The 25,128-nt window shown below is 61.5% G+C and carries 22 protein-coding genes, 1 other RNA gene and 1 pseudogene; 9 read left to right on the top strand and 15 right to left on the bottom strand.

Annotated features, from left to right (window positions below; all coding sequences use genetic code 11):
* Positions 1–196: universal stress protein (locus KBT70_RS03385; protein ID WP_296628778.1), on the top strand; the 196-nt coding region annotated here is incomplete at its 5' end.
* A gap of 91 nt (positions 197–287) precedes the next feature.
* Here KBT70_RS03385 and fnrL read toward each other — a convergent pair.
* Positions 288–1,034, bottom strand: a complete 747-nt coding sequence (gene fnrL / locus KBT70_RS03380) for a transcriptional regulator FnrL (protein ID WP_296628775.1) — start codon at positions 1,032–1,034, stop codon at positions 288–290.
* An 82-nt stretch (positions 1,035–1,116) separates the two neighbouring features.
* Here fnrL and hemN point away from each other — a divergent pair, with 82 nt between their 5' ends.
* Complete coding sequence (gene hemN, locus KBT70_RS03375) at positions 1,117–2,472, top strand: oxygen-independent coproporphyrinogen III oxidase (protein WP_296628772.1); 1,356 nt, start codon at positions 1,117–1,119, stop codon at positions 2,470–2,472.
* A 5-nt stretch (positions 2,473–2,477) separates the two neighbouring features.
* Here hemN and KBT70_RS03370 read toward each other — a convergent pair.
* The 5 genes and pseudogenes from KBT70_RS03370 to KBT70_RS03350 all read right to left on the bottom strand — a co-directional run.
* Positions 2,478–4,070 (bottom strand): annotated as a pseudogene (locus KBT70_RS03370) (ABC transporter ATP-binding protein); the annotation flags it as partial.
* Positions 4,070–5,230: an ABC transporter permease gene (locus tag KBT70_RS03365; RefSeq protein WP_296628770.1), complete on the bottom strand. Its 1,161-nt coding sequence runs from the start codon at positions 5,228–5,230 to the stop codon at positions 4,070–4,072. The gene KBT70_RS03365 and the pseudogene KBT70_RS03370, both read right to left, overlap by 1 nt.
* Positions 5,184–6,278, bottom strand: coding sequence for a microcin C ABC transporter permease YejB (locus KBT70_RS03360; RefSeq protein ID WP_296628767.1), 1,095 nt, complete (start codon positions 6,276–6,278; stop codon positions 5,184–5,186). Before KBT70_RS03360 ends, KBT70_RS03365 begins: the two co-directional genes overlap by 47 nt.
* 18 nt (positions 6,279–6,296) lie before the next feature.
* On the bottom strand, positions 6,297–8,231 hold the full coding sequence (locus KBT70_RS03355) for an extracellular solute-binding protein (protein ID WP_296628765.1): 1,935 nt from the start codon (positions 8,229–8,231) through the stop codon (positions 6,297–6,299).
* A 157-nt stretch (positions 8,232–8,388) separates the two neighbouring features.
* Positions 8,389–9,471, bottom strand: coding sequence for a cytochrome c family protein (locus KBT70_RS03350; protein WP_296628763.1), 1,083 nt, complete (start codon positions 9,469–9,471; stop codon positions 8,389–8,391).
* Positions 9,472–9,608: 137 nt separating this feature from the next.
* Between KBT70_RS03350 and KBT70_RS03345 the strand changes: the two genes are divergently transcribed.
* The gene (locus KBT70_RS03345; RefSeq protein WP_296628761.1) at positions 9,609–10,451 is read left to right on the top strand and encodes a prephenate dehydratase; all 843 of its coding nucleotides are present in this window, start codon (positions 9,609–9,611) and stop codon (positions 10,449–10,451) included.
* Between the two features lie 16 nt (positions 10,452–10,467).
* Here the strand turns inward: KBT70_RS03345 and KBT70_RS03340 are convergent, their stop codons facing one another.
* Positions 10,468–10,935 carry an SRPBCC family protein gene (locus tag KBT70_RS03340; protein ID WP_296628758.1) on the bottom strand — a complete coding sequence of 156 codons (468 nt, stop codon included), beginning with the start codon at positions 10,933–10,935 and terminating at the stop codon, positions 10,468–10,470.
* 53 nt (positions 10,936–10,988) lie between these two features.
* The gene (gene nudC, locus KBT70_RS03335; RefSeq protein WP_296628755.1) at positions 10,989–11,960 is read right to left on the bottom strand and encodes an NAD(+) diphosphatase; all 972 of its coding nucleotides are present in this window, start codon (positions 11,958–11,960) and stop codon (positions 10,989–10,991) included.
* 231 nt (positions 11,961–12,191) lie between these two features.
* On the opposite strand from nudC, the gene KBT70_RS03330 reads away from it, so the two are divergent.
* The 3 genes from KBT70_RS03330 (at position 12,192) to KBT70_RS03320 (ending at position 15,268) form a co-directional block, all read left to right on the top strand.
* Complete coding sequence (locus KBT70_RS03330; protein ID WP_296628753.1) at positions 12,192–14,135, top strand: bifunctional 2',3'-cyclic-nucleotide 2'-phosphodiesterase/3'-nucleotidase; 1,944 nt, start codon at positions 12,192–12,194, stop codon at positions 14,133–14,135.
* Positions 14,133–14,231, top strand: an RNA gene (gene ffs, locus KBT70_RS03325) — signal recognition particle sRNA small type. The genes KBT70_RS03330 and ffs overlap by 3 nt, the downstream gene beginning before the upstream one ends.
* Before the next feature lie 719 nt (positions 14,232–14,950).
* Positions 14,951–15,268 (top strand): hypothetical protein, encoded by a 318-nt coding sequence (locus KBT70_RS03320; RefSeq protein ID WP_296628751.1) that lies wholly within the window; start codon positions 14,951–14,953, stop codon positions 15,266–15,268.
* An 86-nt stretch (positions 15,269–15,354) separates the two neighbouring features.
* Here KBT70_RS03320 and KBT70_RS03315 read toward each other — a convergent pair whose 3' ends face one another.
* The 7 genes from KBT70_RS03315 to KBT70_RS03285 all read right to left on the bottom strand — a co-directional run bounded on the left by KBT70_RS03315 (position 15,355) and on the right by KBT70_RS03285 (position 21,290).
* Positions 15,355–16,011: a hypothetical protein gene (locus KBT70_RS03315; protein WP_296628749.1), complete on the bottom strand. Its 657-nt coding sequence runs from the start codon at positions 16,009–16,011 to the stop codon at positions 15,355–15,357.
* 44 nt (positions 16,012–16,055) lie between these two features.
* Positions 16,056–16,358: an SH3 domain-containing protein gene (locus KBT70_RS03310; protein WP_296628747.1), complete on the bottom strand. Its 303-nt coding sequence runs from the start codon at positions 16,356–16,358 to the stop codon at positions 16,056–16,058.
* An 88-nt stretch (positions 16,359–16,446) separates the two neighbouring features.
* Positions 16,447–17,217: an SDR family oxidoreductase gene (locus KBT70_RS03305; protein WP_296628745.1), complete on the bottom strand. Its 771-nt coding sequence runs from the start codon at positions 17,215–17,217 to the stop codon at positions 16,447–16,449.
* Between the two features lie 4 nt (positions 17,218–17,221).
* Positions 17,222–18,028 (bottom strand): ABC transporter permease, encoded by an 807-nt coding sequence (locus tag KBT70_RS03300; protein WP_296628743.1) that lies wholly within the window; start codon positions 18,026–18,028, stop codon positions 17,222–17,224.
* Positions 18,029–18,035: 7 nt separating this feature from the next.
* Complete coding sequence (locus tag KBT70_RS03295) at positions 18,036–18,887, bottom strand: ABC transporter permease (RefSeq protein WP_296628741.1); 852 nt, start codon at positions 18,885–18,887, stop codon at positions 18,036–18,038.
* Between the two features lie 22 nt (positions 18,888–18,909).
* Positions 18,910–20,064 (bottom strand): extracellular solute-binding protein, encoded by a 1,155-nt coding sequence (locus KBT70_RS03290; protein ID WP_296628739.1) that lies wholly within the window; start codon positions 20,062–20,064, stop codon positions 18,910–18,912.
* 41 nt (positions 20,065–20,105) lie between these two features.
* Positions 20,106–21,290 carry an ABC transporter ATP-binding protein gene (locus KBT70_RS03285; protein ID WP_296628736.1) on the bottom strand — a complete coding sequence of 395 codons (1,185 nt, stop codon included), beginning with the start codon at positions 21,288–21,290 and terminating at the stop codon, positions 20,106–20,108.
* Positions 21,291–21,388: 98 nt separating this feature from the next.
* On the opposite strand from KBT70_RS03285, the gene KBT70_RS03280 reads away from it, so the two are divergent.
* The 3 genes from KBT70_RS03280 (at position 21,389) to KBT70_RS03270 (ending at position 24,997) form a co-directional block, all read left to right on the top strand.
* Positions 21,389–22,192 carry a helix-turn-helix transcriptional regulator gene (locus tag KBT70_RS03280; protein ID WP_296628732.1) on the top strand — a complete coding sequence of 268 codons (804 nt, stop codon included), beginning with the start codon at positions 21,389–21,391 and terminating at the stop codon, positions 22,190–22,192.
* 109 nt (positions 22,193–22,301) lie between these two features.
* Complete coding sequence (locus KBT70_RS03275) at positions 22,302–23,402, top strand: mandelate racemase/muconate lactonizing enzyme family protein (RefSeq protein WP_296628729.1); 1,101 nt, start codon at positions 22,302–22,304, stop codon at positions 23,400–23,402.
* 116 nt (positions 23,403–23,518) lie between these two features.
* Positions 23,519–24,997 (top strand): PLP-dependent aminotransferase family protein, encoded by a 1,479-nt coding sequence (locus KBT70_RS03270; protein WP_296628727.1) that lies wholly within the window; start codon positions 23,519–23,521, stop codon positions 24,995–24,997.
* Positions 24,998–25,128: the final 131 nt, after the last annotated feature.

Genomic DNA, 25,128 nt, shown 5'->3' with positions numbered 1-25,128 from the left:
CAAGGTCGAGATCGACGTGCTCGCCAAGACCTTGCCGCGTGTCTCGGACGTGCTCTTGCGGCATGTGCGCGACATGGATGCCGATATGGTCGTGATGGGAGCCTACGGCCACTCGCGCTTTCGCGAAGCCATCTTCGGCGGGGCCACCCGCTATATGCTGGAACAGGCCAGCGTGCCGGTCTTCATGGCGCATTGAGAGTATCTAAAAATCGGGTGGATTGGGGGCCAACCCCCAAACCCCCGAGGTCTTTATCGCCAGAGGAAACCACAGGACATGGCGGACACCCTCAGATCAGCATCCCGCCATCGCTGTCATCCCCCGCCTCTTCCAGCAGGCGGTTGAAATCCGGCACGGTGACGCGGCGCTTGCCCTCAAGCTCGATCACCCCGTCCTTTTTCAGCGCCGACACCTGACGGCTTACTGTTTCAAGCGTCAGGCCGAGGTAATCCGCCATCGCCTCTCGCGTCAGCGGCAGATCAAACACCAGAGGCCCGCGTGTGCCGTTCTTGTTGAGTGTGGCATCGCGCCGCGCGATGATCGCCATCAGCGAGGCGATTTTCTCGCGTGCCGTCTTGCGGCCTAGAACCAGCATCCATTCCCTTGCGGCATCCAGCTCGTCCAGCGTCATTTCCAGCAGACGTTGCGCAATATGCGGTGTGCGCGCCATCATCTCTTCAAACGGTTTCTTGCGGAAACAGCACATCACGATATCCGTGACCGCCACCACGTCATAGGCGGCGCTGTCACGCCCCGGACGACCCACGAAATCGCTGGGCAAGAGCAGCCCCACCATCTGCGTGCGTCCGTCCTCCATCGTTTGCGTCAGCGTGGCAATCCCCGACACGACCGAGCCCACGAAATCCATCGGATCACCGGACCAGATCAGGGTCTGACCCGATTCGTAGCTGCGGTAGTATTTGATCTGATCGAGCAACTCCAACTCATCCGATTCGCAGCGCGCGCAAACGGCACGGTGTCGGATCGGACACTCCCCGCACTCATGGGGTATCATCGAGGCTTTCTCTTTGAGCATGGTGCCTTCACTTTTGTCGGAGATCCGGGGGCGATTGATTTAAATCAATGCAGGAACATCTGATTTTTATGATCGTATGCCTATGGACACAAAAACTCAACTAGGCAAACTTGGTCTCTTCGACGCCAAAGTGCCGCGCTACACCAGCTACCCGACCGCGCCCCACTTCAACCGAGAGGTGGGACAAGATCACTTTACCAGTTGGATCAACGCGATACCAGAAGGCGCAGAGATTTCTCTCTATGTGCATGTGCCGTTCTGTCGGCGCCTCTGCTGGTTCTGCGCCTGCCGAACCCAAGGCACCCAGACCGATGCGCCCGTCGCCGCCTATCTCGAGACGCTCAAGACCGAGATCGCGATGCTGGGTCAGCACCTGCCGCGCGGTGTGCGCCTGTCGCGCCTGCATTGGGGGGGCGGCACGCCCACCCTGCTCTCGCCCGGCATGATGAGCGAATTGGCCGGTGCCATCCGTGACATTGCCCCCTTTACTGACAGCACCGAATTCTCGGTCGAGATCGACCCGAATGAAATCGACGCCGCGCGCCTCGATGCGCTGGCCGGTGCAGGCATGAACCGCGCCTCGATTGGCGTGCAGGATTTCGACGAGCAAATCCAAAAGAGCATCGGCCGGATGCAGGGCTATGACATCACCCGCCACGCGGTTGACGAAATCCGCGCCCGTGGGGTCAAGAGCCTCAATGCCGATATCCTCTATGGCCTGCCGCATCAGAACCGCGCGCGCATCACCGAGAGCGTGCAGAAACTTCTCTCGCTCAATCCAGACCGCGTGGCGCTCTATGGCTACGCGCATGTGCCGTGGATGGCCAAGCGTCAGCAGTTGATCCCCTCCGACGCGCTGCCCACACCGCAAGAACGTCTGGCGCTCTTCGAGACAGCACGCCGCCTGTTCCTCTGGGACAATTACGACGAAATCGGCATCGACCATTTCGCCACCGCCTCTGACGGGCTGAGCGTGGCACAAAAATCCGGGCTCCTGCGCCGCAATTTTCAGGGCTATACAGATGACACCGCCGAGGTGCTGATCGGTGTGGGGGCGTCGTCCATCTCGCGCTTTCCGCAAGGCTATGCCCAGAACGCCCCCGCCACCGGGGCCCATACCGGGGCCATCCGGGAAGGGCGGTTTTCAACCTCGCGCGGCCATGTCTTTTCCGCTGAAGACAAGCTGCGATCGCGGATGATCGAAATGCTGATGTGCGATTTCCGCATTGATAGCGCGGAAATTTTCCGGGATTACGCCATCCCCGCCGCAGAATTGCAGGCAATGCTCTCTGCCGTGGAACGCCGCTTTGACGGGCATCTGAAACTCGACGCCACAGGCCTCTCCATCCCGCTTGAAGCCCGACCCTTGACCCGCATGATCGCGCGTCAGTTCGACGCTTACGAGATGAACGCCGACGGTCATTCTTCGGCAATCTGAGAGTATCAGGCCTCGGTCCGCCCCTCGAGCGCCGCCGCCAACAGCTTGCGCGCATAGGCCGTCTGCGGCGCGGAAAAGATCGTCTCGGCGTCACCCGCCTCGACCACGTCGCCATCCTTCATCACCATCACCCGATGGCTCATGGCGCGCACCACATGCAGATCGTGGCTGATAAAGAGATAGGCCAGCGCATATTTGCGCTGCAACTCGCGCAAGAGATCGACGATCTGCACCTGCACCGTCATATCAAGCGCGCTTGTCGGCTCGTCCAGCACCACCAGCTTGGGTCGCAGGATCATGGCGCGGGCAATCGCGATGCGCTGCCGCTGCCCGCCCGAGAATTCATGCGGATAGCGGTCCATCATGGCGGGGTTCAACCCCACCTCTTCCATCACCTCGGCCACCAGATCCCGCTCTGGCCGCCCCTCCGGGTTGCCGTGCACGCCCAGCCCTTCGGCGATGATCTGGGCGCAGGTCATGCGCGGGCTCAGGCTTCCGAACGGGTCCTGAAAGACGATCTGCATCTCTGCTCGCCGCCGCCGCAAGTCTCGCGTAGACCAGCCGTTCACATCCTCGCCCGCAAAGCGGATACCGCCCTCGGACGCAATCAGCCGCATGATCGCCAGCGCCAGCGTGGTCTTGCCTGATCCGCTCTCGCCCACGATGCCCAGCGTCTCGCCCGCGCGCACGCTGAGCGTGGCGGCATTGACCGCCTTCACATGCCCCACGGTGCGCTTCAAAAACCCTTTCTGGATCGGGAACCACACGCGCAGGTCATGGGTTTCCGCCACCACCGGCGCGCCCTCGGGCACAGGCGTCGGCAACCCCACCGCCCGCGCGCTCAGCAGTTTGCGGGTATACTCATGTTGAGGGGCTGCAAAGACATCCGCCACCGGCCCGCTCTCGACAATCTCGCCATCCTTCATCACACAAACCCGGTCGGCGATGCGCTGCACGATCCCCAGATCATGCGTGATGAACAAGAGGCCCATCCCCTCTTCACGCTTCAACTCCGCCAAGAGTTCCAGAATCTGCGCCTGAATGGTCACATCGAGAGCGGTTGTCGGCTCATCGGCAATCAGGATGTCGGGCTTGTTGGCCAGCGCCATGGCGATCATCACCCGCTGCCGCTGCCCACCCGACAACTGATGCGGATAGGCCCCCAGACGGCTTGCCGCCTCGCGGATGCCCACCCGCTCCAAAAGCTCCACAATCCGCCCTCGCGCCGCATCGCCGGTCAGCCCCTGATGCAGCTCAAGGCTCTCGCGCAATTGCTTTTCCAGTGTATGCAGCGGGTTGAGGCTGGTCATCGGCTCTTGAAAGATAAAGCTGATGTCATTGCCCCGCACCTGTCGGAGCCGCCGCTCATCCGCGCCGATCATCTCTTGCCCGGCATAGGTTACGCTGCCCGTGACCTCTGCCGACGAGCCCAAGAGCGACACGGTCGAGAGCGCCGTCACCGACTTGCCGGAACCGCTCTCGCCCACCAATGCCACGGTTTCCCCCCGATCAAGGCTGAACGACACGCCTTTGACCGCCGGGATCACCTGACCATCCTGCCGGAAACTGATCCGTAGGTCCTTGACCTCGAGCACACTCATTCAAAGGTCTTTCTGGGGTCAAAGGCATCGCGCACGCCTTCAAAGATGAACACAAGCAGCGACAGCATGATGGCAAATGCAAAAAACGCGGTAAACGCCAGCCATGGCGCTTGCAGGTTCTGCTTGGCCTGAAGCGTCAATTCCCCAAGGCTCGGGGCCGAAGACGGCAGGCCAAAGCCCAGAAAATCAAGACCCGCCAAGAGCGAGATCGTCCCGGTAATCACAAACGGCAGCATCGTCAGCGTCGCCACCATCGCATTAGGCAGCATGTGCCGGAACATGATCGTGAGGTTCGACACCCCCAGCGCCTTGGCCGCGCGCACATATTCCAGATTGCGCGCCCGCAGGAATTCCGCCCGCACCACCCCGACCAGCGCCATCCAACCGAAAAGCACCGTAATCACCACCAGCAGCCAGAAACTGCGCGGCAGGACCGCAAAGAGGATGATGATCACATAAAGCTGCGGGGTCGAGGCCCATATTTCGATGATCCGTTGAAAAATCAGATCGGTGCGCCCGCCGAAATAGCCCTGCACCGCCCCCGCCGCGATTCCGATCACTGACGAGAGCGCGGTCACGATCAGCGTGAACAGCACCGAGAGCCGGAATCCATAGATCACCCGCGCCAGCACGTCGCGCTTGGTGTCATCCGTGCCCAGCCAGTTCTGCGCATTGGGTGGCAGAGGGGCGGCACCGGGACGGTCCACCGTGGTGTTGTAGCTATAGGGAATGGGCGGCCAGATGGCCCAGCCCTTGGCAATTTCCTCGCCCTCAACCACCCCATCCTCGGCATCCGCAATCACGCCTTCGGGGTCGTCAAAACAGATGTCGAGGCCCCCCGACGCAATCAGGCACCGCACTTCGGGATCGCGGTAAATCGCTTCGGTCTCGAAATCGCCACCAAAGGCGGTTTCCGGGTAGAATCGGAAAATCGGCATGTAAAACTCGCCGCGATATTCTACGAGGATCGGTTTGTCATTGGCCACAAACTCGGCAAAGAGCGTGATGGTAAAGATCGCCGAGAACAGAATGAGCGACCAATAGGCCCTGTTATTGCGCCGGAAATTGCGCCATCGGCGTTGATTGAGTGGCGAGAGGCGGATCACGGTCTCACCCCTCCCGCTTTTCGAAATCGATCCGCGGATCGACCAGCACATACATCAGGTCCGACAGGATACCGACCACAAGGCCAATGAGGCCAAACAGAAAGAGCGTGCCGAACATCACCGGATAATCACGCCCCACGGCGGCCTCAAACCCCAGCCGCCCCAGCCCATCAAGGCTAAAGATCGTCTCGATCAATACAGAGCCGCCAAAAAACACCCCGATGAACACCGCCGGAAAGCCCGCGATCACAATGAGCATCGCATTGCGAAACACATGCCCATAGAGCACCCGCCGCTCGCTCAGCCCCTTGGCCCGCGCGGTCATCACATAATGCTTCTTTATCTCGTCGAGAAAGCTGTTCTTGGTCAAGAGCGTCAGCGTGGCAAAGGCCGAAATGGTCGAGGCGATGACCGGCAAGGCAATATGCCAGAGGTAATCGCCGATCTTGCCCAAGAGGCTCAGTTGCTCGAAATTGTCCGAGGTCAGGCCACGCAGCGGGAAAATCTGGAAATAACTGCCCCCCGCGAATAACACCAACAGCATGATCGCAAAGAGAAACGCCGGAATCGCATAGGCAACGATGATGACACCGCTGGTCCATGTGTCAAACTTGGTGCCATCGCGCACCGCCTTGGCCACCCCCAACGGGATCGACACGATATAGGCAATGAGCGTCGACCACAGGCCCAGCGTGATACTGACCGGCATCTTTTCCAGAACCAGGTCCAGCACCTCGATCTTGCGGAAATAACTCTCGCCGAAATCAAAGCGCATGTAATTCCACATCATGTTGAAAAACCGCTCCAACGGCGGCTTGTCCAGACCGAATTGCTCTTCCAGTTCCTTGATCAGTTCCGGCGGCAGTCCTCGCGCGCCAAGATACTGGTCATTGCCACCCGCAGCGCCCACCATTTCCTGCCCGGTGTCAGAACCTGCGCCGGAAAAGCTCTCGAACACGTTGCCCTGCCCTTGCATGTTGGCAATCATCTGCTCAACCGGCCCACCGGGCACGAATTGCACCAGCGCAAAGTTGATGACCATGATGCCAAAAAGCGTGGGCACGATCAGCAACAGCCGCCGCAGGATATAGGCGCCCATTTCAGCGGCTCCTCAGGATCACAGCGCGCCCGCGTCTTTGAGCGCCTGCGCCTTGTCGGCGTCATACCACCAGAAATCCAAGACACCCGTCGCATAGGGCGGCAGCGGTTCGGGATAGGCATACATATCCCAATAGGCCACCCAACTCTTGTCCAGATACCAGGTCGGGATCATGAAGAACTCATAGCGCAAGGCGCGGTCGAGCGCGGTCAATGCCACGTCCTGCTCTTCCTTGCTGCCCGACTCGAGCGCGCGGTCGATGATCGCATCGACCATCGGGCTTGCCAGCCCTGCCGGGTTGAACAGGCTGAACGCGGCTTCCTTGCTGCCATAGCGCTGATGCAGGCCGGTGCCCGCCTCGAGAAAGGCGATATAACTGTCAAAGATCAGGTCGTAATCACGGTCCCGTTCGCGCGATGTGTATTGCGCAGCGTCGATCTTGTCGAACTTGGCGTCGATCCCCATCAGTTGCAAATTGCTTACAAAGCTCTCGACCACCGCCGACATGGTGGCCGAGCCAGAGGCGGAAATCGGAATCTCGATCTCGAGCACATCGCCCGCCGCATTGCGCCGCTTGCCATCGGCGCCCACGGCCCATCCCGCCTCATCCAAGAGCTTCATTGCCGCACGCAGGTTTCGCCGATCATTCAGACGCTCACCATCCGACGTATGCGCCATCACCACAGGCGCTGTCAGCATCTCTTCCGGCACGATATCACCCAAAGATTGCAACAGCTCCAATTCCGCCCCCTCAGGCGCACCCTTGGCCTCGAGCGGGGTATCCTGCACAAAGGAATGGCGCTGCTTGAAAAGGTCATATTGCAACGACGAATTGGTCCATTCGAAATTGAACCCGAGCGAAATCGCCTGTCGCACCCGCTTGTCCTGCAACTTCTCGCGGCCCAGATTGAACACGAACCCCGACGGCGTCGGCGGCAAACCATCCGGCAATTCCGCCTTGACCACATAGCCCGCATTGGCCGCCGGGAAATCATAGCCCGTGGCCCATGTCTTGGAATTGCCCTCGGGCCGGAACGTGTAAATCCCCGCCTTGAACGCCTCGAAAGCCGCGTTGTCATCGGCGAAATACTCGATCCGGATACGGTCGAAATTGTGCCGGCCCTTGTTGATCGGCAAATGCCAGCCCCAATAATCGGGATTGCGCTCATAGACGATGTTGCGGTTCACGTCATAGCTCTTGACCTGATAGGGCCCCGATCCCGGTGCTGCCTCCAGCCTTGGCTCATCCAGCCGCGCGCCCGTGTCCTCGTACCATTTGCGTGGAAAAACCGGGGTGCCGCCCACCTGATCAATCAGCGACCGGCGCGAGATGCCTTCCGCAAAGGTGAACTTGACGGTGTGATCATCCAGCGCCTCGGCGCTCAGCACCCGCCGCTTGACCGCCTCGGCATAGGATTTCAGACCCTGCTCCAGAAAGAGGTTGTGCGAAAACACCACGTCATGTGCCGTGACAGGCGTGCCATCGGCAAACTTCGCCTCGGGGCGCATGTGGAAAATCACCCATGTCTTGCCCGCATCATATTCCAGCCGCTCAGCCAAGAGACCATAACCCTCGTTATAGCTGTCCCCCGGAAGCGGTTCGCCGCTTGCCTCGGATGATCCCAGCAGGCTCTCATAGACCATCCAGGACAATTGCCCGGCACGGCCTTGCCGCGCATAGGGGTTCATCGAATCGAACGTCCCCGGCGCATAGAGCGAGATTTCCCCGCCCTTGGGCGCATCCGGGTTCACATAATCAAAATGCGGGTAATCGGCGGGATACTTCAGATCACCGTAAAACGAATAGCCGTGCGAGGTGATCACCTCATCCTGCGCCCAGGCCGCCTGTGCCATCAGCGCGGCGATTGACAGGCCCATCACGGCCAGCCGCAGGCGCCAAGGCACCGATCCCGCGAAGGTCCGGGTTTTGGTCAGGGTGTTTCGTCCGGTCATGCCATCCTCCTCCTGCCGCACCCATTATCTGGTGCTTGATCTGTTGCTGGCAAGCTAAGGAGGGGGCGCGCCTTGTTCAAGCGCCGATCCTGTCCCCCGCCCATGAAAAAAGCCGCCACCCTAACCGGGCAGCGGCCTTTTGAAACTGTCGCGCGGCTCAGTTTGCGGTGCTTTGCAGATAGCCGATCAGATTGGCGCGGTCCGCCTCATCCTTGAGCCCAGGAAAGCCCATGCGGTTGCCGGGCGCATAGGCGCGCGGATTTTCGATCCAGCCGCTCAGCTTTTCCAGCGTCCATTCGCCCTCAAGACCCTTGAGCGCATCGGAATAGGCAAAGCCTTCGACGCTGGCAATATCGCGCCCGACGATGCCAAAGAGATGCGGACCGGCACCGTTCTTGCCGTCCTCAAGCTTGTGGCAGGCCCCACAGCGACGATAGAGCTTTTCACCCTCGGCCAGATCAGCCGCAGCAACGAGCGCCGCAAAATCCGAAGCGCCCGCGTCTGCCGCAGGCTCAGCCGCTGCTGCTTCTTCCGCCGCAGGCTCTGCCGCTGCTTCTTCCGCCGCAGGCTCAGCTGCTGCTTCTTCCGCCGCAGGCTCTGCTGCTGCTTCCTCTGCCGCAGGCTCTGCCGCTGCTTCTTCTGCCGCAGGCTCGGCTGCTTCTTCTGCCGCAGGTTCGGCTGCCGCTTCCTCTGCCGCAGGCTCAGCCGCTGCTTCTTCTGCCGGCATTTCGAATGTCGTGCCATCGGTCTGATCAAGATAGGCGATCAGGTCGGCGCGATCTTCGGCCTTGCGCATCCCCGCATAGCCCATCGTGGTGCCCGGCGCATAGGCCTTGGGGTTTTCAAGAAATGCGTTCAACTCAACCGGCGTCCAAACCTGCGCCACAGCCGTCAGAGAGCCGGAATAGGACCCATAGCTCGCAACCGAGCCAACATCCCGACCGACCACACCATAAAGATGCGGACCCACCTTGTTCTCGCCATCGACTACCGCATGACAGGCGGCACAGTTGCGGAACAGACCCTCGCCATTCGCCGGATCAGCCGCAGCCATCAGTTCGCCGATGCTCGGGCCCTCGTCCACGACTTCTTCAGCCTCGCCTTCGCCCGTATCGATCACATAGCCCTGCGCGTGATCCTCGCCATGGCCGCCGCCCATCGAATAGATCGACTCTGCCGCCCAATTGCCCAAAAGGAACACCAAGAGCGCGCCACACAGCGCACCCGCGGTCTTTGTCATCGTCATTGTGTCGAACATAGGCCCGTTTCCATTTGATCCGTCGTTGGCCGCGTATCTATCCGCTTCCCCTACCGGCGCGCAAGGTGTAGTTTCCGCGACCAAACGCCCGACCGGCCCAAAAATACGGAAAATCACGCATGACCAACCGCATCGCCTTTCAGGGAGAGCTTGGTGCCTACTCGCATCAGGCCTGTCGCGAGACCTATCCCGACATGGAGGCGCTGCCCTGCCGCACCTTCGAGGATGCCATCGCGGCGGTGCGCGAGGGGCAGGCGGATCTCGCCATGCTGCCGGTCGAAAACTCTACCTTTGGCCGGGTGGCCGACATTCACCACCTCTTGCCCGAATCGGGACTGCATATCGTGGCCGAGGCCTTTGTGCGGGTTCACATCAACCTCTTGGCCCTGCCCGGCGTGCGCCTCGACGAAATCGAGAGCGCGATGAGTCACACCATGCTCTTGGGTCAATGCCGCGCCTTTCTCGAACGGCACGGCATCCACCGCGTGACCGGCGCTGATACCGCAGGCTCCGCCCGTCATGTGGCCGAGGCTGGCCAGCCGGAAATGGCCGCCCTCGCCAGCGAATTGGCAGGCGAGATTTACGGTCTCGACGTGATTGCCCGGCATATCGAGGATCAGGGCAACAACACCACCCGCTTTCTTGTGATGGCACGAGAGCCCGATTTCTCGCAGCGCGGCGACAACGGCATGATGACCACGCTTGTGTTCCGTCTGCGTTCGATTCCCGCCGGTCTCTACAAGGCGCTTGGCGGCTTTGCCACCAATGGCGTCAACATGACCAAACTCGAGAGCTACATGGTGGGCGACAATTTCAATGTCGTGCAGTTCTACGCGGACATCGAAGGCCATCCCGATGATCCGGCCGTCGCGCGGGCGCTGGATGAGTTGGATTATTTCACCTCGAACGTCACTATTCTGGGCGTTTATCCCGCCGATCCGCGCCGACACGATACCGACTGAATACCGACGCGGATCGTCAGACGGATCGCGTATACCGGTCCTCGACCTCTGCTGCGTATTCTCCCAGCCGGACCTTGAACCGTTTGGTCAGGTTGTTGCGCGCCAGACGCAGCGATTGCATCATCAACCGCGCCGCGAGGGTGCGCGGCTGCAACACCAGCGTGACCGTCATCCGTGTGCGCCCCCGCGACAGTGCCACCAACTCTGCCACCATCTGCCCCTCGATCGACGGCGACATCAAGCCCAGCTTGATCCCATTGGGCGGGTCGTATTCCGCCACGGTCACATCGACCTTGCGTTGCTTGCCCCGCAGCTTGAACGCGGCATGCCAACTCATGCCGACCCCCGGCACCTTCAGCTTGTCGGTGCGCCGCACATCCGCCCCACGCCGCAACGCCGAGCGTTCAAATCCTTGAAAATCAGTGATTTCCTCAAAAACCCGCTCGATTGGGGCCTCAATATCTTCCTTGCCGGTGAACTGCATCCCCAGACCGCCCTTTTCGGTTTGTTATCGCTTTGCCCATGCCTATTGTTGCCTCAATCCAGACAGTCGGCAAGCCAGTTCTCAAGCAGGAAATGCGCAATCGCCCCCTTGCGCGCGGGCATCAGGAACGGATGCTCGCCGGCAAAGGCCGAAAGGATCTCTTCGCGGCTCATCCAGAGCGCATCCTCGATCTCGTGCGGGTCAATCGTGATCTCGTCGCTCAGCGCCTCGCCGCGACAGCCAAACATGAGCGACGCCGGAAACGGCCAAGGCTGGCTTGCCAGATAACTGACCCGTCCCACCTTGATTCCCGCCTCTTCCCAGACCTCACGCCGCACCGCCGCCTCGATGGTCTCTCCCGGCTCGATGAACCCGGCCAAGAGCGAATACATCCCCTCGGGCCATCCCGGCGAGCGCCCCATCAGCACCGAATTCCCATGGGTTATCAACATGATCACCACCGGATCGGTGCGCGGGAAATGCTGGCCGCCACAGTGATCGCACGCCCGCTGCCAACCCGCCCGGATCATCCGGCTTTCCTTGCCGCAGCGCGCACAAAAGCGGTGCGTCACATGCCAGCCAAACACCGCCTTGGCCGTCGCCGCAAGCTCTGCATCGCGGGGGTTGAGACGGGTCATCACCCGCCGCAACTCGGCAAAGGCGCTGCCTTCGGGCAGGTCGGGATGCACCTGCTCGGTCGCATCGAGAAACGTATCAAGCTGATCCGGCTCAAGCCCCGGCGGCACCCAAGCGGAAATGTCATGCGCCAGAATCAGATCGCCGCTCTCGTCGCGACCCAATAGAATCGGCGGCACCTTATACTGCGCCAGAACCGGATGATCCGGCGTTACCACGACCAGCCCATCCAGCGTTTCCGCACGCAAGAGCGGCTTGCCCCGCCAGAGCACAATCGCCCGCGCGCGGCCCTCTGCCATCGCGGCTTGGATCATGGCCTCATCCCCGCGCAACTCATCCGCCCGGTCCAACCCCGATCCGCCGAATGTCACCTGTTCCGCAGTCCGCATCAAACGTCTCCCTTGTCTGTCTCTCTACACAATGCCCATAGCCGCAAGACAAGTCCCAAGGCGCACAAAGCGCAGGCAAATCACATTTTGCAACTTATAGTGTATTGATCGCGACGCGTTGACATGCCACCCTCTCTAAGCCTCTGGCAAAACTTGTGTTTGTACCCTGTCCAAGCGGTTTCAATTTCATGGTATCACCGGGGCTGCGCCCGGTCGCAGAGCGTTGACGATTTGACCGAACCCGTTGCCCAAACGCCCCCCTTGCCTGCCCGTGGTGCCCCGCTGCACCTGCGGATATTGCAGACCACCGATGTTCACGGCCATCTGTTGCCCTTTGACTATTACACCAACCAATCCGACCGCCCTTGGGGGCTGGCGCGGCTGGCCACTTTGATCCGGCGCGCCCGGTCCGAGGTTGGGGCGGCGAACTGCCTGCTTTTCGACAATGGCGATTTCCTGCAAGGCACCCCGCTCACCGATCTGACCGCGCAGCCCGATCATGGCTGGACCGAGGCCCATCCCGTCATCGCCGCCATGAACGATATCGGGTATGACGCAGGCACGCTTGGCAATCACGAATTCAACTTTGGCCTCGACTGGCTGATGGAAACCCTTGCGCAGGCGCGCTTTCCCCTGACCTGCTGCAATGTTCTGACCCGGCGTGGCGCGACGCCCACCGAGGATACCTCCCTCTTGCCGCCCTACCTCCTACTCGACCGACAGCTAGAGGATACAGACGGGCAGACGCAGCGCTTGCGCATCGGTGTTCTGGGCCTCGTGCCACCGCAAATCCTGACATGGGATCACGCGCGCCTCTCGGACCGGGTCGAGGTGCGCGACATGGTCGAGAGCGCGCGTGCCTGGGTGCCGGTTCTGCATGCCGCTGGCGCCGATCTCGTGGTTGTGCTGGCCCATAGTGGCCTCGACCCCGGCCCCGACCGCCCGATGATGGAAAATGCCGCCCGCGCGCTTGCCCGTCTGCCCGGCATCGACGCGCTCTTGGCAGGTCACAGCCACAAGAGCTTTCCCAGCACCGATCACCAAGGTATCGCCGGAGCGGATGCGACCCGCGGCACGCTCCATGACACGCCCTGCGTCATGGCCGGATTTCGTGGCGATCACTTGGGTCAACTTGACCTGACCATGTCCCATGATGGCACCAAATGGCGCGTCACAGGGCATCAATCCCGCCTCCTGCCCGCGTCCAGCGCCCAACCTTGCCCGGCGCTCTGCACCCTGCTCGACATCGCCCATCATCACACGCTGACACTCACCGCGCGTGAAATCGGGCAGAGCCTCTCGCCGCTCCACAGCTATCTCAGCCTGGTGCGCGACGATCCCATCTTGCACCTCGTCAATGACGCCCAACACCGGGCACTGGCTGGGATTCTGGCCAATGGTCCGCTCGCACAACTGCCCTTGCTCTCTGCCTGCGCCCCGTTCAAGACGGGCGGGCGCGGCGGCCCTTTGCATTTCACCGATATTCCCGAAGGCCCCCTGCGCCTTCGCCATATCGCCGATCTCTATGGCTTTCCCAACACGCTCTGCGGCCTCTTGGTCACGGGGGCAGAGTTGCGCGATTGGCTTGAGCGCGCAGCCATCTGCTTCAACCGGCTTGCCCCCGGCCTGCCTGACCAACCGCTTCTTGACCCGGCGGTGCCGGGGCATGATTTCGATGTGATCGACGGGCTCAGCTATGCCATCGACCTCAGCCAGCCCGCCCGCTACGATATCTCCGGCGCGCTGATCCATCCCGAGGCACAGCGTATCCGCGACCTGCGCCACGCGGGCAAGCCGGTCCGGGACGACGCGCATTTCATCGTCGCCACCAACAGTTACCGCGCGCATGGTGGGGGCCCGTTTGCGCCGCTCGCGGCGAACGGGTTGATCTATTCCGGCACCCGCCCGGTCCGCGACATCCTTGCCGATCATGTCGCAGCCTTGGGTCAAATTGGGGCGGCAGCGCGCCCGACATGGCGCTTTGCCCCTCTGCCCGGAACCACCGTCACGGTCGAGACCGGCCCCGGCCTGCGCGCCCATCCTGCTGATATCGCCGCCTTGAACGCCATCGACCTTGGTCTGACCGACACAGGGTTCCTGCGGCTTTCCCTACCCTTGCCCGATGCGCTGCCCACCCTTGCGCATCCCGTGGCAGCAGCCTATATGGACCCCTGAGAGGTTGGCGCGGGCAGGCACCTCGCCAACCCGGTCAGGTCCGGAAGGAAGCAGCCGTAACGAGCCCCGCTTGGGTCGTTGTCCAGCCTCTCACCCTATCCTTTGCAGCGCCGATGCCACTCAGAGCCGGTCAGAGCGCTTGGGCGGCCAATTTGGGTCCTCTCGCTTGACAGCACGCGCCGTCCAGATACCCGCTGGCGCACCGAGCAGCAGTCCGGCCGCACCCGCGGTCGCAAAGGCAGTCCAGGTGATCCATCCAATGCTGAGAAACGCCACGATAGCAGCGCCCGCAATGGAACTCACCCAGATCAAAACCATGAATGTTCGAAGGGGAGCAGACATAACGATCTCCTTTCACAATGGAACGTGTGATCGTCAAAGTTCAACGCAGAGCGCCGCCCAAAGTTCCTCACTTGCAAAACCATCAGCGGAAATTTGCGAGTGCGTCCTGATCGGCCTTGGGCTTTACCGTCAAGTATAAGTTTCTTCTTCGCGCTTTCCTATTTTGCGGCCCCGTGGACGGCCCCTTCAGCCCGCGTGCAGCGCGAATGCGATAGGAAAGCCAACTTCGATCAGTATGACACCCCGGCATTCCCAGTACTGTAACGACGGGCGGCCGAAAATCTGGACGTCACATACCCCGTCACAAACACAAACCCCAACCCGTAATCGGGTGTCCAATGGAACCAGCGACAGGCTCTGAGTGTTAAGACAGCCTGAGCATGCGCGCACGGAAACCCCGCGCGCTGTTATCTGGAACAGGGATCACCTTGGGACGCATGCGGATTCACCGCCAGACTTTAAGGAGAAGCAACATGGATGACGTCAAAACGGAGAAGACGCCGACAACGACGTATACGACGGTCAACCGCACGGTCGAGAAGCAATCGGGCAGCGGTGCAACACTGTGGTTTCTGTTAGGTGGCATAGTCGTCGTTGTCGCGGTTATCGCCTACTTCATGTTTGGCGAAGGGGTGCCAACACCGCAATCCTCTGCACCAACCAGCGGCAACGTATCTGTTACGGTGGAAACAGACAAAGACCCAGACAGCGCCGCGGCCCCTACCGAAGCAGCCCCCGCCGAAACAGCGCCTGTCGGAGCTGAGCCCGAAGTGGCACCCCAGAGCGAGTAGGACAATCGCGTCATGGCCCAAAAGACCGAAACATCCATGCCCCGTCCAACACGTCGGGCCGAGCATATGCCCGGCCTGAGACCGCGTTAGCCACAAACCCGGGACCGCACATCGTGGCGCGGCACGGTGTAGGCATCTGGCGTGAACTCGAACGTTCTTGTTTTACCGGGAAAATCTCCGCTCACCCCCGGCAAATCCCTGCGCCGCGTCTGATGTTGTCCCGTGCCCTGCACATACCACTTCCACCTCTGTGCAGATGGGACCCGTCTTGGAAATTCAGGCCTGAATGACTGGCAAATCAGGTGTTCCTTCAGCGTGGCTTCGGCAAACAGTCCGGGCTGTCGGTTTCGCAGGTTGACGATATGACCCGCCTTGACACCCAGCCCCCGTGTTTCAAACCGGAGCGGGTTTCTCAGCTCGAACCTCTCCGTTTTGTCCCCCGGACCAAACAGATCCTCCTCGCCTTGCCAGACGTTGCCTGCGGCAAACCTCAGCCTGTAGACACCCGGCGGCACCAGAACCTTGAAGAAGGCACCACCCCGGATATAGGCGGCCATGGCCTCTGCACCGGTCTCAGCATCAAGCAGGGTCAAATAATAGTCCTGTCCCGCCAAGGTCTTGACCTGAAGTGGAAAGACCGCAGGCAATCCGGTCCTATTCCACAGCAAACCGGCAGGCGGCGTCGCGCTTTCGCCTGCGACCGCGCCCGGCGCAATCAGCCCGAAACACAGCGCCAAGGTCAAGACGACAGACCAAGCGCGCAGCGCCCGCATATGCCCGAAGCACGTCACAGCTTGCGCAGGTAGGCCCAGGATACATGCCCACGCAGCCCCCGCGCCCGGTCGAGCGAGACCTCGCACCAGCGTGTGCCGCCGGTCTGCTGACAGCTATGCACCCTCAGGACCGTGCCATTCGGCAGGCCCACGATCACGTCATACCCGATCCCCGGCCCCGCCCGCATCTTGAGCATGTCGTCCTCGGCGACCCCATGCACTTCGTAGCGCCCGAGCGAAGCGGCCTCCGCCGGTAGAGCACCCAGAACCGCTCCGGACAGAAGGCCTGCCAGCCCGATGATAAGAGCTCTGCGCATCGCACCCTCCCGCTTGTTGGTGGGTCAAGTTCTACCCTTTCGCACCCCGAAACGGAATAGCCACGCGCAGTCCAGCGGGGGCTTTCGCCTAAAGCATCTCTCCGCCGTCGATCACAAGCGCCAACCCGGTCACAAAGCTGGAACGGTCCGAAGCCAGATAGACGATTCCATGTGCAATTTCCTCGACGCTGGCCCATCGCCCCATCGGAATTGACCCCGCAACATAGGATTCGAGCGCCTTGCGCCCGCCCATCTGCGTCTCGAACCCGGCGTTGAAGGGCGTATCGACAAAGCCGGGGCATAGCGCATTGAAGCGGATGTTATCGCCCGCGTAATCCACCGCCATCTGTTTCACCATCGCCACGGCGGCATGTTTGGTGGTGGCATAGGACACCATGCCTCGGTCATACTGGCAGCCCGAATTCGAGGCCGTGACAATCACCGATCCGCCGCCCTGCGCGCGCATTGGCGCAATGACCGCCCGCGCCAGCACGAAATGCGCCCGCACATTCAGTGCCCATGCCGCATCCATCTGCGCGGGCGTCACATCCTCGGCGCGCCCCGGTATCTGGATGCCCGCGTGGCTGTGCAGAATGTCGATCCGGCCCCAATCCGCAACCACCTGCGCGACCATCGCGGCGCAGGCTGCATCCTCTGTCACATCGAGCGCCAAGGCCGCCCCTCGCCCACCTGCCGCCTCGATCAGCGTCAAAGTCTCCTGCGCCAATCCGCCATCCAGATCGGTGACAATGACCACCGCCCCCTCGCGCGCCATGGCAATGGCCCCCGCCCGGCCAATCCCCGACCCTGCCGCCGTCACCAGCGCGATACGATCCTTGAGCATACCTGTCTCCTGCATCCGGTCAGCGCCCGGCCCGCGCCACGCCGGGCCGCAACAGCACCTGCGCGATGATCAAGAGCGTCAGCGATGCGACCATAACCATCGTGCCAATTGCGTTGATTTCGGGCGTCACCCCCCGGCGGATCGACGAGAAGATATAGATCGGCAGCGTCGTCTCGGACCCCGCGACAAAGAAGGCCATGATGAAATCGTCAAAGCTGAAGGTGAAGGCCAGAAGGAACCCCGCCAGAATCGCCGGGGCAATCTGCGGCAGCGTCACCTGCACAAAAGTCGCCACCGGACCCGCCCCCAGATCGCTCGAGGCCTCGATCTGCGCGCGGTCAAAACTCTCCAACCGCCCGCGCACCAGCAGGACCACCAGCGACATGGTGAACATGCCATGCAACCCAATGAGCGACCCCATACCCAAGGACAGCCTGCGCCCGCTCATCGCCTCAAGCCATGGATTGACCAGATCAAACACCGTGACCAATGCAATCAGCGCCGCAATGCCGATGACGATACCGGGGATCATCACCGCGACCTGAACCAGCGTGTCGAAAAACACCCGCAACCGCCCCCGCATGCCTGTCAGCGCCAGCGCCGCCATGGTGCCCGCCACCGTCGCCAGAACGGCAGACAGAAACGCCACCTTGATCGAGGTCCAGAGCGCCTCCATCACAAAGGGATTGCTGAGCGCGCGGCCATACCACTCGGTCGAGAACCCCTGCATCGAACTCGCCGACCGCCCGGCAGAGAACGAAAACAGCGCAATGATTCCTATGGGCAGGTAGAGAAACGCAAAGACGGCAATGGCATAGGCTCTCATGGCATCCTCACATCAACCCGACATCGTCGCGGCCCGCGCCGAACCGCCGGACAGCCCGGCTATAGAGGGCCACAACGATCAGCATGATCACGATCAGCGCCACGGCGACCGCCGACCCAAACGCCCAGTTGCGCGACTGCAAGAATAGATCGACCAGCGCATTGCCGACAAAGAACACCTTGCCGCCGCCCAGAATGGCAGGGATCAGGAATTCGCCGGTAAGCAGGATAAAGACCAGCATCGACCCTGTCAGAACCCCCGGCATCGACAAAGGCAGCGTGATCTGAAGGAAACTGCGCCAAGGCGGCGTGCCGAGATCCGCCGCCGCCTCCAACAGGCTGCGATCCAGCTTTTCCAGCGCCACATAAATCGGAAAGACCATCAGCGGCAGATAGCCATAGACAATCCCCACCAGCACCGCAAAAGGCGTGTTGATGAGACGAATATCGCCCAGCCCCACCGCCTCCAGCAGTGCCGGTATCCCGTTGCCCCCAAGCAGGTAAATCCACGCATAGGACCGGATCAGGATCGAGGTCCAGAATGGCACGATCACAAGGATGAGCAGCGTCGTTTTCCAACGCGCCGACACTTTCAGCGCCAGATAATAGGCCAGCGGATAGGCAATGAGCAGCGCCGCCAACGTGCCCGCGGGGGCCAATGTCAGCGTATTGATAAAGGCCGAGAGGCGCGCGGGCAGGTTTGCGTATTGTTCAAAGGTGAACCCCGGCGCATAGCCACCAATGGGGTTCCGCTCGCCAAAGGAAAAGACGAGGACGACAGCCAGAGGGAACAAGAGCAGCACGCCATACCAGATGCCCGCAGGCATCAGCAGCAGCGCACGCGCCCGTGTCCTTGTCATGGCCATCGCCCTCTTTCCCCGATCAGGCCGATTTGAACCGGGCCATCAGCTCTGCACGGTTGGGATCGGTCAGCGTCACCGCCGCACCGAATTCCAGCGCATTGAGCGCCTCTGCCGCCGGATAGAGGATCGGATCGTTCAGCAACTCTTCGGGCAAGAGCGCATTGGTGCGCGCATCCGCCACCGGATAGCCATGCGCCAACGCCTCACGCGCGTTGACCTCGGGATCGAGCAGATAGTTGATCAGCGCATAGGCCGCCTCGCGGTGCGGTGCGCCGACCGGGATGGCATAGTAATCCGACCAGATTTCGCCCCCCTCTTTGCCCAAGGCAAAGGCGATTTCGGGCAGGTCGGTGTTGAGCTGCTTGCCATCCCCTGTCCAGCACATCGTAACCCAGGCATCGCCATTGCGCATCGCAGGCTGATAATCCGAGGAAATCGCAAAGAGATGCGGCTTGACCTCGATCAGCAGCTTTTCGGCCTCGGCCAATTCCGCCGGATCGACCGAATTGAAGCTGTAGCCGAAATAGGCCAGCGCATTGCCAATGGTGGTCAGTTGATAGTCATGCACCATGACGCGCCCGTCGAACTGATCCTTGGCCCCGTCAAAGAAGGTCTTCCAGCTATCAACCACGCCGCCGGTCTTGGCGGTATTCGAGGCAATGCCCGTGGTGCCCCAGTTTTTCGGCACGGCATAGACCTTGCCATCAATCGTGCCCGCATCGGCAAAGCGCGCATCGAACGCGGCGGGGTCGTAATTGGGCAGTTTCGTGAGGTCCAGTGGCTCGATCAGAGCGGCCTCGACATAGGTCGAAATGGCATAGTTGGTGGGAACGAACACATCCCAACCCGAGCCGCCCGCCTGAATCTTGGCCAGCATTTCCTCGTTCGAGCCAAAGACATTGACCTGCGAGAAAACGCCGGTTTCTTGGGCGAAGAGGTCAAAATTGGCCGTATCGTGATAGTTGGGCCAGGTCGCCAGAACCACGCGGTCGCCCAGATCCTGCGCGAGGGCGCGCCCCGGCAGAAGACCGGGCAAGGCCCCGCCCAGCACCGCCATCGCTGTGCCAAGACCCGTGGTGCCCAGAAACTGCCGCCGGCTGATCGAGCCCTTTTCGTAGCGGCGCAGTTCCTCGATGAATTTCTTGCGCGAAATCGTCGTGTTATCCTGTGTCATCGTCGTGTTTCCCTTGTTGAACTTGGTGCAGTTGTCATCCGTCACTCTTCGGCAGCCAGGATCAGACCTGTGCCCGCCGTCCAGAGGATATGGACCTGATCGCCCACCCTCTGCCCGCCCAAGGCTCTTTCGGCCTGTCGCGGAACATTGACCTGAAACGGGCCGATGTCCTCGGCCAGCAACAGATATTCGGTATGATCCCCCAAAAAGGTGCGATGGGTGATCCGCGCTCGCAGCATCGCATCCTCGCCCAGTGCCTCGCCTGCCACCGCAAGGCGCAACGCCTCGGGGCGCACCGCGACATCGACATGACGGCGCGTATCCCCTGCCGTGTCGGGCACCAGCACCTGTGCGCCCCCCGCCAAGGCGATGCGCGCCAGACCCGCCTGCCGCGATAGAACCTCTCCGCTCAGGATATTCGCCTTGCCCACGAAATCCGCCACATAGCGATTGCGCGGCCGATCATAGAGATCCTGCGGCGTGCCCACCTGCACGATGCGCCCTGCCCCCATGATGCAGATACGATCCGACATCGACAGCGCCTCTTCCTGATCATGCGTGACCAGAACAAAGGTGATGCCAAGGCTGCGTTGCAGATCGAGCAGTTCGCGCTGCATCTCGCCGCGCAGCTTGGCATCGAGCGCCGCCATCGGCTCGTCCAGCAACAAGAGCTTGGGTTCGTTGATGATCGCGCGCGCCAAGGCCACGCGCTGCTGTTGCCCGCCCGACAATTCCCATGTGCGCCGCGCGCCAAACGCCTCGAGCCGCACCTTGGCCAAGGCGGCATCGACCCGCGCCGCAATCTCGGATTTCGCCAGCTTGGGCCGCACCTGCCGCAACCCATAGCCGATGTTTTGCGCCACGGTCATATGCGGAAAGAGCGCGTAGTGCTGAAATACCATGTTCACCGGGCGCGCATAGGCGGGCACGCGGCTCACATCCTGTCCGTCGATCCGCACCGTGCCGTCGCTCGGGCTCTCGAACCCGGCCAGCATCCGCAGCGCCGTGGTCTTGCCACAGCCAGAGGGGCCAAGGAACGACAGGAATTCGCCGCGCCGGATGCGCAGGTTGATCCGGTCCGCCGCCAACACCGCGCCAAATCGCTTGGTGGCCCCGACGAACTCGGCGACGCAATCCTCGTCCGAGGGATGGCCCTGTGTGCTGTGCGTCCCCTGTTCCCGGCTCGCGCCCATCCTGATCCCCGCCTCGGCATTCGCATCCAGCATGCCGGTCCTCTCGTGTTGCCGCGCCCCTGCGCCTATGCCATATAATCTCAAAACGGTAAGAAAATCGCGGACGGTTGTATATATCATAAAGAGCATAGATGACGACGAAAACGCAGATGTCAGATTGGTTCGAAACCAGTGCGCGCGCGGTCTCGGCGCTTGGCACACCCGGTTTTGCCCCGGCCCTCACTACGGCGCTGCGCAGCATCGTGCCTTATGAATTCACCGTGATCTTTGCCTATTACCGCGATCACAAACCTCTTGATCTGCATGATGATTTTCCCGCCGCCAAGCGCAAGGTGATGGTCGATGACTATCAGGAAGGGCCCTATCTGCTTGATCCCTTCTACCTCAATGCCGCATCCCCAACGACACCGCGTCTGGCGCGGTTGCGCGATCTGGCACCGGATCGGTTCTATCAGGCGGAATATTTTCGCAATTATTATATCCAGACCGGACTTGCCGAAGAAATAGGCTTTATCGTCGATATCGGCGACAGGGTCAGCGTGGTGATTTCCGCCATGCGGGAACACAAGGTCTTTTCAGCCCGCGAGTTCCGCGATCTTGAGGCGGCCTTTCCCTTTGTCGCGGCTATCGCGCAGAAACAGTGGGGCGGCCTGATCACCCAATTCTCGGCCCGCCCCGAGACCGACGGTCCCCGCCTGCCGCAACTGATCGAGGACGCCTTTCAAAGCCTTGGGCGCAACCTTCTGACCCCGCGCGAGGCCGAGGTGGTGGAATATGTGCTCAAGGGACATTCCGCCGATGCCACTGGCCGCGCCTTGGGCATTTCACCGGGTACCGTGCGCATCCACCGTCGCAATATCTACGCCAAACTGCGGGTGAGTTCGCAAGGCGAGCTGTTCTCCAGCTTTATCGCCGCATTGTCCGAACTGGCCTGACCCCTAGGCACACCGCAGATCGAAATGGACTGGCATTTGATCCCAGAGTGGCGCTTGTTCCAAACCGCTTTATCGGCAACGTGAACCGCAACGACACCGGGAGACAGACATGCGGATTGCGCGGCTAGAGACGTTTTGCAACGAATTTGTGGGTTTCGTGCGCGTAACCACGGACAGCGGCGATCAGGGCTGGGGGCAGGTTTCAACCTATAACGCCGATATCACGTGCAGCATCTTTCACCGCCAGATCGCGCCCCATGCGCTTGGCACCGATGCACTCGATTTTGCGGATACTCTCAATCTCATTTACGAGCGCGAATTGAAATACCCCGGCAGCTACCTGCGCCGCGCCATGACCGGGCTTGATACCGCGCTCTGGGACATGCGCGGCAAGCTTGAGGGCAAGCCGGTCGCAGCCCTCTTGGGCGGCGCGCCGGGGCGGGTGCGCGCCTATGCCAGCTCGATGCGCCGCGACATCACCCCCGAGGAAGAGGCGGACCGCTTTTGCCGCCTGCGCGACGACAAGGGATTTACCGCTTTCAAATGGCGCGTGGGTGCCGAGGCGGGGCGCGACCACGACGAATGGCCGGGCCGCACCGAGGCGGTGGTGCCCACCGTATCGCGCGCCCTTGGCGATGGCATCGACAAGCTGGTGGATGGCAACTCCTGCTATTCCCCCGCCCGCGCGATCGAGGTGGGCAAACTGCTTCAGGACAATGGCATCAGCCATTTCGAGGAACCCTGCCCCTATTGGGAATATGACCAGACCGCCGCTGTGCGTGCCGCCCTTTTGCTTGATGTCGCGGGCGGCGAGCAGGATTGCGAATATTCAAGTTGGCAGTTGATGCTGGATCGGGGCGCCGTGGATATCGTGCAACCCGATGTGATGTATATGGGCGGCATGCACCGCACCTTGCATGTCTGCCAGATGGCCGCGCGCGCTGGCCTGCCTGTGACCCCACATGCCGCCAATCTGTCGCTGGTGACGATGTGCACCATGCACCTCTTGCGCGCCATTCCCAATGCCGGGAAATACCTCGAGTTTTCGATCGAGGGGCCAGACTATTACCCCTGGCAAGAAGGGCTATTCCTAGGGGATCCCTACCGGATCGACGACGGTCACGCCACTGTCAGCGACGCCCCCGGCTGGGGTGTCGAAATATCTCCGGCATGGCTCGAAGCCGCAACCTATCAGGTTTCTGAGCGGTAGACGCACTCTAGAGCGCCGGGTGTTTCAAGCCTCCGCAGCCCCCGGGTTGCGGCAATTGGCTTGCCCGTTTCTACGGTTCATGTAGTCTTTCCAGACCAATTGCGTCGGAGTTGCGCATGAAACAGGCTGCCGGGGCGCTTTTGTCCGCGATCCATCTCGACCGCTCTTCGCGCAAGGGGATGAGCGTGCAACTCTACATGGCGCTGCGCGATATCATCCTGTCGGGTGGGTTGCGGGCAGGGGACCGGCTCCCGGCGACGCGCACGCTGGCGCGGGAAACCGGCGTATCGCGCACCACGGTGATCGACGCTGTTGACCGGCTGGTGGCCGAGGGCATGCTGGTGTCGCAAGTGGGCTCTGGCACCTTTGTGAGCGACACATTGGAGCATCAGCGCCCCGCCCCGGTTCTGGCCGCGTCCTCCGATGCCACGGGCCAGCAGCCCCGCCTGTCCTATACAATCAGCCATGCCGAAAAGGATTATGCCCAGCGCAATTGGCTACCCCATGAGGCGCGCGCCTTTGTGACGGCATTGCCGGCGCTCGACGCCTTTCCGCTGGCGCATTGGTCGCGGCTCTCGGCGCGGCATCTGCGCGGCGCGCGCGGGGCGGTGATGGGCTATGGCCAGCCCAAGGGCTACGAACCCCTGCGGCGCGCAATCACTACGCATTTGAGCGTGCTCAAGGGGATTCAGTGTCACCACGAACAGATTTTCATCACCTCGGGGGCGCAGCATGCCTTTGCTCTGATCGGGCGGCTCTTGCTCAATCCCGGTGATCGGGTCTGGATGGAAAACCCCGGTGCCTCGGGCGCGCGCAACGCGCTCTTGTCGGAAGGCGCGGAACTGGTCCCGGTGGACGTGGATCAAGAGGGGTTGATCGTGGCCGATGGCCTTGCCAAGGCACCGCATTTTCGCATGGCCTTTGTCACCCCGTCGCACCAGCAGCCTTTGGGGCATGTCATGTCGCTTGGGCGGCGGTTCGAGTTGTTGCAGGCGGCGGACGAGGCGCAGGCGGTGATCGTCGAGGATGATTACGACGGGGAATTCTACTATGGCAACGCACCCCAACCGGCGCTGCGCAGCACGGATACCTCGGGGCGGGTGATCTACGTCGGCACCTTCTCGAAATCGCTCTTTCCGTCGTTGCGGCTGGGGTTTGTCCTCGTGCCCGAACGCATGACTGAAGCCTTTGATCGCATGTTCCGATTCTGGGCCAGCGGTCCACCCACGGCCACACAGGCGACCGTCGCCGATTTCATGGACGAGGGCCATTTTGCCACCCATATCCGGTTGATGCGGCGGCTCTACAAGGCGCGCTATGAGGCTTTGATGGAGGAAAGCCGGATTCTGCCCGACTGTATCGCGCTTCAGGAAACCGCCAGCGGGTTTCACACCCCGGCCTATCTTGCGCCGGGGATCGACGCGCAAACGGTTGTGGCGCAGGCGGCAGAGCGTGGCGTGGTTCTGGCCCCGCTCTCGAAATACTGTCTCAGCCCGATCGAGCGATCTGGATTGGTCTTTGGATTTGGCAGCGCGGCCCCCGAGGACATCCGGCGCGGCATGGAAATCCTGCGCTCCTTGCCTGCCTTGCGCTGAAATTGGTCTGACTTTTTTGTCAAATTGGATATGAAAGAAAGTCCAATCCTGCCCTAGCGTTAACCCTTGCATCTGTGGGGTGCCACATTGGCTTGCCCTGCAAACGGAGTAACGCGATGGACGGCAGCAGA

Source organism: Roseovarius sp. (assembly GCF_018066915.1).
Lineage (GTDB): Bacteria > Pseudomonadota > Alphaproteobacteria > Rhodobacterales > Rhodobacteraceae > Roseovarius.
This window is presented reverse-complemented; position numbering and strand designations above follow the sequence as displayed.

What these genes read in the sequence shown, in the direction of transcription:
- fnrL (WP_296628775.1), bottom strand. Translation starts at nt 1,034, where the DNA reads ATGCTCAAAGAGAAAGCCTCGATGATACCCCATGAGTGCGGGGAGTGT.
- hemN (WP_296628772.1), top strand. Translation starts at nt 1,117, where the DNA reads ATGGACACAAAAACTCAACTAGGCAAACTTGGTCTCTTCGACGCCAAA.
- KBT70_RS03365 (WP_296628770.1), bottom strand. Translation starts at nt 5,230, where the DNA reads ATGTGCTGGTCGATCCGCGGATCGATTTCGAAAAGCGGGAGGGGTGAG.
- KBT70_RS03360 (WP_296628767.1), bottom strand. Translation starts at nt 6,278, where the DNA reads ATGGGCGCCTATATCCTGCGGCGGCTGTTGCTGATCGTGCCCACGCTT.
- KBT70_RS03355 (WP_296628765.1), bottom strand. Translation starts at nt 8,231, where the DNA reads ATGACCGGACGAAACACCCTGACCAAAACCCGGACCTTCGCGGGATCG.
- KBT70_RS03350 (WP_296628763.1), bottom strand. Translation starts at nt 9,471, where the DNA reads ATGACAAAGACCGCGGGTGCGCTGTGTGGCGCGCTCTTGGTGTTCCTT.
- KBT70_RS03345 (WP_296628761.1), top strand. Translation starts at nt 9,609, where the DNA reads ATGACCAACCGCATCGCCTTTCAGGGAGAGCTTGGTGCCTACTCGCAT.
- KBT70_RS03340 (WP_296628758.1), bottom strand. Translation starts at nt 10,935, where the DNA reads ATGCAGTTCACCGGCAAGGAAGATATTGAGGCCCCAATCGAGCGGGTT.
- nudC (WP_296628755.1), bottom strand. Translation starts at nt 11,960, where the DNA reads ATGCGGACTGCGGAACAGGTGACATTCGGCGGATCGGGGTTGGACCGG.
- KBT70_RS03320 (WP_296628751.1), top strand. Translation starts at nt 14,951, where the DNA reads ATGGATGACGTCAAAACGGAGAAGACGCCGACAACGACGTATACGACG.
- KBT70_RS03310 (WP_296628747.1), bottom strand. Translation starts at nt 16,358, where the DNA reads ATGCGCAGAGCTCTTATCATCGGGCTGGCAGGCCTTCTGTCCGGAGCG.
- KBT70_RS03305 (WP_296628745.1), bottom strand. Translation starts at nt 17,217, where the DNA reads ATGCAGGAGACAGGTATGCTCAAGGATCGTATCGCGCTGGTGACGGCG.
- KBT70_RS03300 (WP_296628743.1), bottom strand. Translation starts at nt 18,028, where the DNA reads ATGAGAGCCTATGCCATTGCCGTCTTTGCGTTTCTCTACCTGCCCATA.
- KBT70_RS03295 (WP_296628741.1), bottom strand. Translation starts at nt 18,887, where the DNA reads ATGACAAGGACACGGGCGCGTGCGCTGCTGCTGATGCCTGCGGGCATC.
- KBT70_RS03290 (WP_296628739.1), bottom strand. Translation starts at nt 20,064, where the DNA reads ATGACACAGGATAACACGACGATTTCGCGCAAGAAATTCATCGAGGAA.
- KBT70_RS03285 (WP_296628736.1), bottom strand. Translation starts at nt 21,290, where the DNA reads ATGCTGGATGCGAATGCCGAGGCGGGGATCAGGATGGGCGCGAGCCGG.
- KBT70_RS03280 (WP_296628732.1), top strand. Translation starts at nt 21,389, where the DNA reads ATGACGACGAAAACGCAGATGTCAGATTGGTTCGAAACCAGTGCGCGC.
- KBT70_RS03275 (WP_296628729.1), top strand. Translation starts at nt 22,302, where the DNA reads ATGCGGATTGCGCGGCTAGAGACGTTTTGCAACGAATTTGTGGGTTTC.
- KBT70_RS03270 (WP_296628727.1), top strand. Translation starts at nt 23,519, where the DNA reads ATGAAACAGGCTGCCGGGGCGCTTTTGTCCGCGATCCATCTCGACCGC.